Source organism: Promicromonospora sp. NPDC060271 (genome assembly GCF_042726755.1).
Taxonomy (GTDB): Bacteria; Actinomycetota; Actinomycetes; order Actinomycetales; family Cellulomonadaceae; genus Promicromonospora.
Genome location: NZ_JBHXBG010000212.1, coordinates 1 through 8,932, shown reverse-complemented (window position 1 = coordinate 8,932; position 8,932 = coordinate 1). Strand labels below are relative to the sequence as shown.

Below are 8,932 nucleotides of genomic sequence, written 5' to 3'. Positions count from 1 at the left end.
CCGGACAGCCGTGCGGCCCCGCGCTCCAGGCCAGGTGCGCCCGATTGTCGACGACATCGCGCCCGGCGATGGCCGGGTCGCGGTCGGCGAGTCACCGGACGGCGGCGCCAGGTTCACCGTCGTCTGGCCGCGGGCGGACTGAGGACGCCTCGGGCGGTCCGAGGGCTAGGGGGCCTCCGCGGTGATGTACCGCTGCACGGTGGGCGCGAGCCAGGCGACGACGTCGTCGCGCGACATGTCCGCGGCCGGACCGAACCTCAGCACGTACCGCACCAGCGCCATGCCGAGCACCTGCGAGGCGACGAGCGCAGCGCGGCGTTCGGCATCCGCCGGGTCGGGCACGAACGCCCGCGCGGCCGGCACGAGCTGGGTGCCGAACACCTGGCGCAGGCGGTCCGAGCCGGACTCGTTGGTCACGCCCACACGCAGGAGGGTCCGCAGCACGGTGTCCGCCTCCCACAGCTCGAGGAAGTGCGTGACCAGGACGACGCCCAGGCGGTCCGGATCGATCTCGCTGAGGTCCGGGAAGTCGAGCTCGACGTCGATCACCGCGGCGAACAGGCCTTCCTTGGAGCCGTAGTAGCGCATGACCATGGAGGGGTCGATCCCGGCGTCGCGCGCGATGGCGCGCACCGTCGCGCGTTCGTACCCGTCGGCCGCGAAGCGCTCCTTCGCCGCGTCCAGGATGGCGGCGCGGGTGGCGTCGGAGCGGCGCGGGGCGTGGGAACCCGTCGTGCCACCTGTCGTGTCACCTGTCACGTCGCCTCTCGTGTCACCTCTCGTGTCACCTCTCATGTCAACAACTGTAGGCCAACATCCGTTGACGTCCACGCACCACCCTCGCTAAGGTGGTCAACAAGCGTTGGCAAACAAGCGTTGGCGGAACAGCCGCCGGCGAGACAGCCGAGGAGGACACCATGAACACGGACGTCATAGTCGTCGGAGCCGGACCCACCGGCCTCCTGCTCGCCGGAGACCTCGCCACGGCGGGTGCCCGCGTCACCGTGCTGGAGAAGCGTCCGGCGGGGCTGAGCAACCTCACCCGGGCGTTCGCCGTGCACGCCCGCAGCCTGGAGGTGCTCGACGCGCGGGGCCTCGCGGACGAGCTGCTCCCCAAGGGCCAGCCGGTCCGGAGCCTCCAGCTCTTCCAGCGCCTCACGATCAACCTGGCGGACCTGCCGTCCCGGTTCCAGTACGTGCTGATCGCGCCGCAGTACGAGGTGGAGCGGCTGCTGCGCCGGCGGGCCGAGGAGGCCGGCGCCGTGTTCCGGCACGACACGGAGGTCACGGGCCTGACCCAGGACGCCGAGAGCGCCACCGTCACCACCGCCGACGGCTCGTCGCTGCGCGCCGCGTACGTGGTCGGCACCGACGGCGCCCGGTCCGCGGTGCGAGGAGCGGTCGGCATCCCGTTCCCGGGCCGCGCCGTCATCCGCTCGATGGTCCTGGCCGACGTCAAGCTGGCCCGCAAGCCCGGCGAGCTCCTCACGGTCTCGGCCGAGAACGACTCGCTGGGCTTCCTCGCCCCGTTCGGCGACGGCTGGTACCGGTTCATCGGCTGGCACGGCAACCGCGACGTCAGCGAGGACGAGCCCGTCGACCTCGACGAGGTGCGCTCGATCGCGCGCGCCACGCTGAAGGACGACTTCGGTATGCACGACCCGCGCTTCCTGTCCCGCTTCCACGCGGACGAGCGGCAAGCACCCACCTACCGCAAGGGCCGCGTGCTGCTTGCGGGCGACGCCGCCCACGTGCACAGCCCGGCGGGCGGCCTCGGTATGAACACGGGCCTGCAGGACGCCGCGAACCTGGGCTGGAAGCTCGCCGCCGCCCTGCGGCTGCCCGACGACGGCGCGAGGGCCGCCGTCCTCGACAGCTACGAGGCAGAGCGACACCCCGTCGGCAAGCAGGTGCTGCGGGCGAGCGGCGGCATCCTGCGGGTGGCCACCCTCCCGGGTCCGCTGTTCGCGGTCGTGCGCCGATCCGTGATCGGCGTCGTGTCGCACGTCGCCCCGATCCGGCGTCGGGCCGCACTCACCGTGTCCGCGCTCGGCGTCGCGTACGGGAGCCCCCGCGGGGCGCACCCGCTGGTCGGGACGCGGGCACGCGACCTGCCGCTGGAGGGCGGCTCGCGCCTCGCCGAGGCGCTGCGGGCGGGCCGGTTCGTCCTGGTCGCCCCGGCGGGTGCGCCGGACCTGCCCGGCGCGCTCGGCGAGGTGGACCCCGCCGAGCGCGTGGTGACCCGGCGGGCCGACGGCGGCGCCACCGCCCTGCTGGTCCGCCCCGACGGTTACGTCGCGGCGGCGATGGCTCAGTAGTCCGAGTAGTCGGAGTAGTCCGAGTAGCTGGACGAGCCGTTGAAGAAGCCCTCGCGGAACTCCGGGATGCTGAACAGGATCCCGATGCCGATGCCGCCGAGAACCGTCAGCCCGATGGTGACCCAGCCGGTGATGATGCCACCCAGCGCCAGACCGGGGTTGTCGGCGAGGCCCTCCTTGTTTGCCTTGCGGCTCATGTACCCCGTGATGAGCGCAGGGATGGCCGCGAGGAAGCCGACCAGGCAGCTGAACAGCATGACGACGCTGAGGATGCCCAGCACGAGCGACCACACGCCGAGCGCGTTCTTCTCGGCGGGGGCGGTGTACCCGTAGGGAGCTCCGTACGGGGCCGGCTGCGGCTGGTACGGCCCCTGCGGGCCGACCTGCTGGTACGGCTGCTGGTACGGCTGTTGATAGGGCTGCTGGTAGGGCTGCTGGTACGGCTGCTGCTCGGCGGACCCCGGCTGGTAGGGCTGGGGCGGCGCGGGCCGCTGCTGGTCCGGGGTCTCTCCCCGCGGCGGGTCGTACGGGGACTTCCACTCGTCCGGCTGGGTCATGCTCCTACCTTCCACGTGCGGAGCTCCAGGGCGCTGGGCTCCGTGACGAGCGAGCTGGTCGGGCTCATGTCTGGGAGACCGTGAATGCCGCTCCGAGGAGTCCGACGACCACGATGCCCACCCACACGAGTACGGCGGCGCCGACCAGGGCGATGTTGATCCAGCCGAGGATGAGGCCGGCCGTCGCCGCACCGGAGTTGTTCGCGAGGCCCGCCCGGATCGCCTTCCTGCTGGCGTTCCCGGTGGCGACCGCGACGATGCCGAGGACCAGCGGGCAGAGGATCCAGCTCAGGATGCCGGTCACCAGGGACCAGACGCCCAGGTCGTTCTTCGGCGGCGGGGGCGCGTAGCCGTACTGCTGCGGCGCGCCGTACTGGTACTGGACCTGGCCCTGCGGCACGTGCGGCTGGAGCTGTCCGGAGGGGTACTGGCCCGAGGCGTACTGCCCGGTCGGGTACTGGCCGGTCGGGTACTGCCCGGGTGCCTGCTGGCCCGTCGGGTACTGGCCGGTCGCGTACTGGCCCGTGGGCTGCGGCCCGGTCGGGTACTGCGCGGTGGCGTGCTGCCCGGAGGGCTGCTGGTCGGCCGGGTACGGCGCGGGCGGGGACGGGGGCTGGTCCCCCGGCGGCTGCGGAGCAGCCGGCTGGTTCGGCGGGTCGTGGGGGACGTACCCGTCGTCGGGCTGGGTCATCGGGGGGCTGCCTTCCGGGCTCAGCCGCGCCACGCGGCGCGGACACAGGACGACGAGTCAGCCCGCCGCGACCGAGAAGTTATCACCTCGGACGCGGCGGGCTGACAGGTTACGGGTGTCAGTTGTTCTCGAGGTTCTCGAGCTCGTCCATGAGCTCCTGGAGCTCGGGGTCCATGGTCTGGCCGCTGTCGCCGTACTCCTGCTCCATCTGCTGCTGGAGCTCCTCCTGGAACGCCGGGTCGTTGACCGTCGTGGCCGCGACGATCGCGCCGGCGATGAGGAAGCCGTACACGACAGTGGTCCACGCGATGCCGACCCAGCCGGTGATGATGCCCACGAGGCCCATGGCGCCGTTGTCGGCCTGGCCCTCCTGCTGGGCCTTGCGGCTCTTGTGACCGGTGATGATCGCGGCGATACCCGTGAGCAGGCCGCAGCCCAGCACGGCGAGGATGCCCAGCACGAGCGACCACACGCCGAGGCTGTTCTTCGGCAGCGGCGCGGCACCGTACGGCGCGGGCTGCCCACCCTGCGCGTAGACCGGCGCCTGCTCGTACTGCTGCTGATACGGCTGCTGCTGATAAGGCTGCTGCTCGTACGGCTGCTGCTCGTAGGGCGCGGGCTGCCCGGGAACCGTGCCCGGCGGCGGTGTGGCCGGCTGTCCCTGCTCCGGCTGCTGCGGCGGGTCGTACGGCGACTGGCCGCCGTCAGGCTGGGTCATCGTGCTGCCTTTCTGATTGCGTGGTGCCGGGGCTGAACCGGCGGAGAGAGGCCAAACCTACAGGTCGGAGACCGTCCGGGGCACGTGAGACACACGCCGTCGCACGGGGAGATCTGCCCGTGCGACGGCGGGCCGAGGGGTCAGTAGCCGTAGCCGTTCATGTCGTTCACGTCGCTCCACTCGCCGAACGCTCCGGCGAGCAGCCCGGCGCTCAGCAGGACGAAGAAGAGCACGATGCCGAGAACCGACAGCGCGATGTTGACCCAGCCCAGGATCAGACCGGCGGTCGCCATGCCGCGGTTGTCCGCCAGGCCCTCGTCGGCGGCCCTGCGGCCCATGGTGCCCGTGATGATCGCGGCGACACCGAGGAGGATCGGGCACATCACGTAGCTGAGGATTCCTGTGATCAGCGACCAGACGGCCAGGTCGTTCTTGGGCGGCGAGGGCGCGTACCCGTGCTGCGGGACGGTCGGGGCCGCGGGCTGCCCGTACGGCCCGGGGGCAACCGGCTGCCCGTGGGGCGTGCTCGCGGCGGGCTGCCCGTAGGGCGCAGGGGCACCGCTCTGCTCGAAGGGCTCCGGGCGCTCGAACGACTCCGTGCGGTCCGGATCTGCCGGGCCGGCCGGGGACTCCGCGCCGAGCGGGGACTCAGGCAATGGCTGGGTGGGCTGGGTCCCCGGGTCCTGCTGGGGATCGCGCGGTGTGCCGCCTGCGTTCTCGGTCATGAGGCTGCCTTCCAGGTCTGAGTCCCAGGGGGCCGGGACCGGCGCCCGGTTCCACCTAACCAGCGATCGAGTCGGCGCGCCCGGGAAACACGCCGGTCAGCCGCGGCGCCTGGGCCTCGGCCGCGACACGGCAGAGGCCCCGGCCGGGGAACATCCCCCGGCCAGGGCCTCGTCAGCTCAGGTCATGCATCCTGATCGTGCGCCTCGTGTCACGCGGTGGTGGCCGCGACGGGCACGGCGGCCTCGGGCTTGAAGTCGACGCCGGCCTCCTTGCGCTGCTCCGGCGTGATCGGTGCCGGGGCCGCCGTCAGCGGGTCGAAACCGCCGCCCGACTTCGGGAACGCGATGACGTCGCGGATCGAGGCCGACTTCGTCAGCAGGGCGACGATGCGGTCCCAGCCGAACGCGATGCCGCCGTGCGGCGGGGCGCCGAACGCGAAGGCGTCGAGCAGGAAGCCGAACTTCTCCTGCGCCTCCTCCTGCCCGATGCCCATGACGTCGAAGACGCGCTCCTGCACGTCCCGGCGGTGGATACGGATCGAGCCGCCACCGATCTCGTTGCCGTTGCACACGATGTCGTAGGCGTACGCCAGGGCGTCGCCCGGCGCCTCCTCGAACCTGTCGATCCACTCGGGGGTGGGCGACGTGAAGGCGTGGTGCACGGCGGTCCAGGCGGACGAGCCGAGGTCGACGTCGTCGTCCTCGCCGGCCGGCTTGAACAGGGGTGCGTCGACGATCCACACGAACGCCCAGGCGTCCTCGTCGATCTGGCCGGTCCGGTGCGCGATCTCGACGCGGGCGGCGCCGAGCAGCGAGCGCGAGTCCGAGGTCTTGCCCGCCGCGAAGAACACCGCGTCGCCCGGCTCGGCGCCGGTGACCTTCGCGAGGTTCGCCCGCTCGTCGTCGGACAGGTTCTTGGCGACCGGGCCGCCGAGCTCGCCGTCCTCCGAGATCGTCACGTACGCGAGGCCGCGCGCGCCGCGCTGCTTGGCCCACTCCTGCCACGCGTCGAACTGGCGGCGAGGCTGGGACGCCCCGCCCTGCATGACGACGGCGCCCACGTACTCCGCCTGGAAGACGCGGAACGGCGTGTCGGCGAAGAACTCGGTGAGCTCGACGATCGGGTTGCCGAAGCGCAGGTCGGGCTTGTCCGAGCCGTACAGGCGCATGGCCTCGTGGAACGTCATGCGCTGGATCGGGGTCGGGATCTCGACGTCGACCAGGGCCCACAGCGCCTGCAGGATCTGCTCCCCCAGGGCGATGACGTCGTCCTGGTCCACGAAGCTCATCTCGACGTCGAGCTGCGTGAACTCGGGCTGCCGGTCCGCGCGGAAGTCCTCGTCGCGGTAGCAGCGGGCGATCTGGTAGTAGCGCTCCATGCCGCTGACCATCAGGAGCTGCTTGAAGAGCTGCGGCGACTGCGGCAGGGCGTACCAGGAGCCCGGCGCCAGGCGGGCCGGGACCAGGAAGTCGCGGGCACCCTCCGGGGTGGACCGGGTGAGCGTCGGCGTCTCGATCTCGACGAAGTCCTGCGCGTCCAGCACGCGCCGCGCGGCCTGGTTCGCCTTGGAACGCAGCCGCAGCGCGGCGGCGGGGGCCGGCCGGCGCAGGTCGAGGTAGCGGTGCTTGAGGCGCGCCTCCTCGCCGATGACCTCGGTGTCCGCGAGCGCGGTGGAGACCTGGAACGGCAGCGGGGCGGACTCGTTGAGCGTGACGACCTCGGTGGCGACGACCTCGATCTCGCCGGTGGCGAGGTTGGGGTTCGCGTTGCCCTCGGGACGGCGGCCGACCTCACCCGTCACCTGCAGCACGTACTCGGCGCGCAGCGGGTGGGCGATCTCCTCGTCCCGGATGACCACCTGGGCGATGCCCGATGCGTCGCGCAGGTCGATGAACGCCACTCCTCCGTGGTCACGGCGGCGATCGACCCAGCCCGTGAGGGTGACGGTCTGGCCGATGTGCTCGGCTCGGAGCGAGCCGGCCGTGTTGGTGCGGAGCACTGAGAGGTCCTTCCAGCGTGGGGGTGAGGGTCCCGAGAATTCTAGTCATCGTCGCGGCTCCTTGGCGCCGTCGGCCGGGGTGTGGGTGGTCCGGCGTAGCCTGGCGCTCATGCCAAGGACCATCGCGACCAACACGACCGTGACCCGTGAGGAGCTGCTGGAGTTCCTCCGCTCACGCCGCAACGGGATCCTCGTGACCAGCAGGGCCGACGGCGCCCCGCAGCTCAGCCCGGTCACCTACGGCGTGGACCCGCAGGGGCGTGTCGTCGTCTCCACGTACCCGGAGCGGGCCAAGGTGAAGAACCTGAGGGCGCGGCCCGCGGCGTCGTTCATGGCGCTCGGTGAGGACTTCGGCGACGCCTGGGTGCAGGTCGACGGCACCGCCGAGGTGCTGGACGTCCCCGAGTCCGTCGAGCCGCTGGTCGACTACTTCCGCGCCGCGGCGGGCAAGGAGCACCCCGACTGGGACGAGTACCGTGCGGCCATGGTCGAGCAGGGCAAGTCGCTGGTGCGGATCACGATCGAGCGCTGGGGGCCGGTGGCGACGGGCGGGTTCCCCGCGCGGCTCGCGGAATGACGTGGTTGCGCGGCTCCTCCGCACGGTCTGAGACCATGAGCCGGTGCGAGAGATCAAGCAGAGCCGCAAGCTGAAGTCCGTCCGCTACGACGTCCGGGGTCCGATCCTCGAGGAGGCGTACCGGCTCGAGGCGGAGGGCCACAAGGTCCTCAAGCTGAACGTCGGCAACCCGGCGCCGTTCGGGTTCGAGGCGCCCGAGGCGATCCTGGCGGACATGATCCACCACCTGCCCGACGCACAGGGGTACAGCGACAGCCGGGGCATCTACTCGGCGCGCACGGCGGTCGCGAACTACTACCAGACCCACGGCCTGGACACGCGCGTGGACGACGTCTTCATCGGCAACGGTGTCTCCGAGATGATCAGCCTGGTGCTGCAGGCCCTGATCGACGACGGCGACGAGGTGCTGATCCCCGCACCGGACTACCCGCTGTGGACCGGGGCGGTGAGCCTGCAGGGCGGCAGGCCGGTGCACTACCTCTGCGACGAGTCCAACGGGTGGAACCCCGACCTGGAGAACATCGAGTCGCTGATCACTCCTGCCACGCGGGCGCTGGTGGTCATCAACCCGAACAACCCGACGGGCGCCGTCTACAGCGAGTCGACCGTCAAGGGCCTGGCCGAGCTGGCCCGCAAGCACGACCTGATCCTCCTGAGCGACGAGATCTACGAGAAGATCCTGTTCGACGGCGCCACGCACCACCACACCGCGACCTTCGCCGCCGACGACGTCCTGTGCATCACGTTCAGCGGGCTGTCGAAGGCGTACCGGGTCTGCGGCTACCGGTCGGGCTGGGCCATGATCTCCGGCCCCAGGCACCGGGCCAGGGACTTCCTCGAGGGCCTCACCCTCGTCGCGAACATGCGCATGTGCGCCAACGTGCCCGCACAGCACGCCATCCAGACGGCGCTGGGCGGCTACCAGTCGATCGAGCAGTTCATCGTGCCCGGCGGCCGGTTCTACGAGCAGTCGATGCTTGCCGACAAGCTGCTCAACGACATCCCGGGCGTCACGTCGGTGCGGCCGCGCGGGGCGCTGTACTGCTTCCCGCGGCTGGATCCCGAGGTGTACCGGATCGAGGACGACGAGGCCTTCGTGATCGGGCTGCTGCGCGACAAGAAGATCCTGGTCACGCACGGGACCGGGTTCAACTGGCCGGAGCCCGACCACTTCCGCCTCGTGACGCTGCCCGACGTCGACGTCCTCACCGAGGCGATCGGCCGGATCGCCGAGCACCTGGAGACGCTGCGCGCCTGACCTCCGTTTCCGCGAGGTAGAGCGCCTGTCCGGGCTCCTTGTTGTTGCCAGGAGTTGTTGCCAGGAGACCCGGACAGGCGCTCTACCT

At 71.4% G+C, this 8,932-nt stretch carries 9 protein-coding genes; 3 read left to right on the top strand and 6 right to left on the bottom strand.

From position 1 onward, the window contains the following. Positions 1–165 precede the first annotated feature (165 nt). Complete coding sequence (locus ACFWE2_RS22955) at positions 166–759, bottom strand: TetR family transcriptional regulator (protein WP_377226522.1); 594 nt, start codon at positions 757–759, stop codon at positions 166–168. A 158-nt stretch (positions 760–917) separates the two neighbouring features. Between ACFWE2_RS22955 and ACFWE2_RS22950 the strand changes: the two genes are divergently transcribed. Beyond that, positions 918–2,318: an FAD-dependent monooxygenase gene (locus tag ACFWE2_RS22950; protein WP_377226521.1), complete on the top strand. Its 1,401-nt coding sequence runs from the start codon at positions 918–920 to the stop codon at positions 2,316–2,318. On the opposite strand, the gene ACFWE2_RS22945 is transcribed toward ACFWE2_RS22950, so the two are convergent. The 5 genes from ACFWE2_RS22945 to aspS all read right to left on the bottom strand — a co-directional run bounded on the left by ACFWE2_RS22945 (position 2,312) and on the right by aspS (position 7,009). Beyond that, positions 2,312–2,875, bottom strand: coding sequence for a DUF4190 domain-containing protein (locus ACFWE2_RS22945; protein ID WP_377226520.1), 564 nt, complete (start codon positions 2,873–2,875; stop codon positions 2,312–2,314). The two genes, ACFWE2_RS22950 and ACFWE2_RS22945, sit on opposite strands and share 7 nt — an antisense overlap. Positions 2,876–2,939: 64 nt before the next feature. After that, the gene (locus tag ACFWE2_RS22940) at positions 2,940–3,566 is read right to left on the bottom strand and encodes a DUF4190 domain-containing protein (RefSeq protein WP_377226519.1); all 627 of its coding nucleotides are present in this window, start codon (positions 3,564–3,566) and stop codon (positions 2,940–2,942) included. Positions 3,567–3,684: 118 nt separating this feature from the next. Next, a complete protein-coding gene (locus ACFWE2_RS22935) occupies positions 3,685–4,284 on the bottom strand; it encodes a DUF4190 domain-containing protein (RefSeq protein ID WP_377226518.1) in 600 nt (199 codons plus the stop codon). A 140-nt stretch (positions 4,285–4,424) separates the two neighbouring features. Continuing rightward, positions 4,425–5,009 carry a DUF4190 domain-containing protein gene (locus tag ACFWE2_RS22930; protein WP_377226517.1) on the bottom strand — a complete coding sequence of 195 codons (585 nt, stop codon included), beginning with the start codon at positions 5,007–5,009 and terminating at the stop codon, positions 4,425–4,427. Between the two features lie 209 nt (positions 5,010–5,218). Continuing rightward, complete coding sequence (gene aspS, locus ACFWE2_RS22925) at positions 5,219–7,009, bottom strand: aspartate--tRNA ligase (protein WP_377226516.1); 1,791 nt, start codon at positions 7,007–7,009, stop codon at positions 5,219–5,221. A gap of 109 nt (positions 7,010–7,118) precedes the next feature. On the opposite strand from aspS, the gene ACFWE2_RS22920 reads away from it, so the two are divergent. Beyond that, positions 7,119–7,586: a PPOX class F420-dependent oxidoreductase gene (locus ACFWE2_RS22920; protein WP_377226515.1), complete on the top strand. Its 468-nt coding sequence runs from the start codon at positions 7,119–7,121 to the stop codon at positions 7,584–7,586. 43 nt (positions 7,587–7,629) lie between these two features. Continuing rightward, positions 7,630–8,844: a pyridoxal phosphate-dependent aminotransferase gene (locus ACFWE2_RS22915; protein ID WP_377226514.1), complete on the top strand. Its 1,215-nt coding sequence runs from the start codon at positions 7,630–7,632 to the stop codon at positions 8,842–8,844. The last annotated feature ends 88 nt before the right edge of the window (positions 8,845–8,932 follow it).

Bases quoted from the DNA above. Each gene is read 5' to 3' on its own strand.
- ACFWE2_RS22930 (WP_377226517.1), bottom strand. From the start codon at position 5,009: ATGACCGAGAACGCAGGCGGCACACCGCGCGATCCCCAGCAGGACCCG.
- ACFWE2_RS22940 (WP_377226519.1), bottom strand. From the start codon at position 3,566: ATGACCCAGCCCGACGACGGGTACGTCCCCCACGACCCGCCGAACCAG.
- ACFWE2_RS22945 (WP_377226520.1), bottom strand. From the start codon at position 2,875: ATGACCCAGCCGGACGAGTGGAAGTCCCCGTACGACCCGCCGCGGGGA.
- ACFWE2_RS22920 (WP_377226515.1), top strand. From the start codon at position 7,119: ATGCCAAGGACCATCGCGACCAACACGACCGTGACCCGTGAGGAGCTG.
- ACFWE2_RS22935 (WP_377226518.1), bottom strand. From the start codon at position 4,284: ATGACCCAGCCTGACGGCGGCCAGTCGCCGTACGACCCGCCGCAGCAG.
- ACFWE2_RS22950 (WP_377226521.1), top strand. From the start codon at position 918: ATGAACACGGACGTCATAGTCGTCGGAGCCGGACCCACCGGCCTCCTG.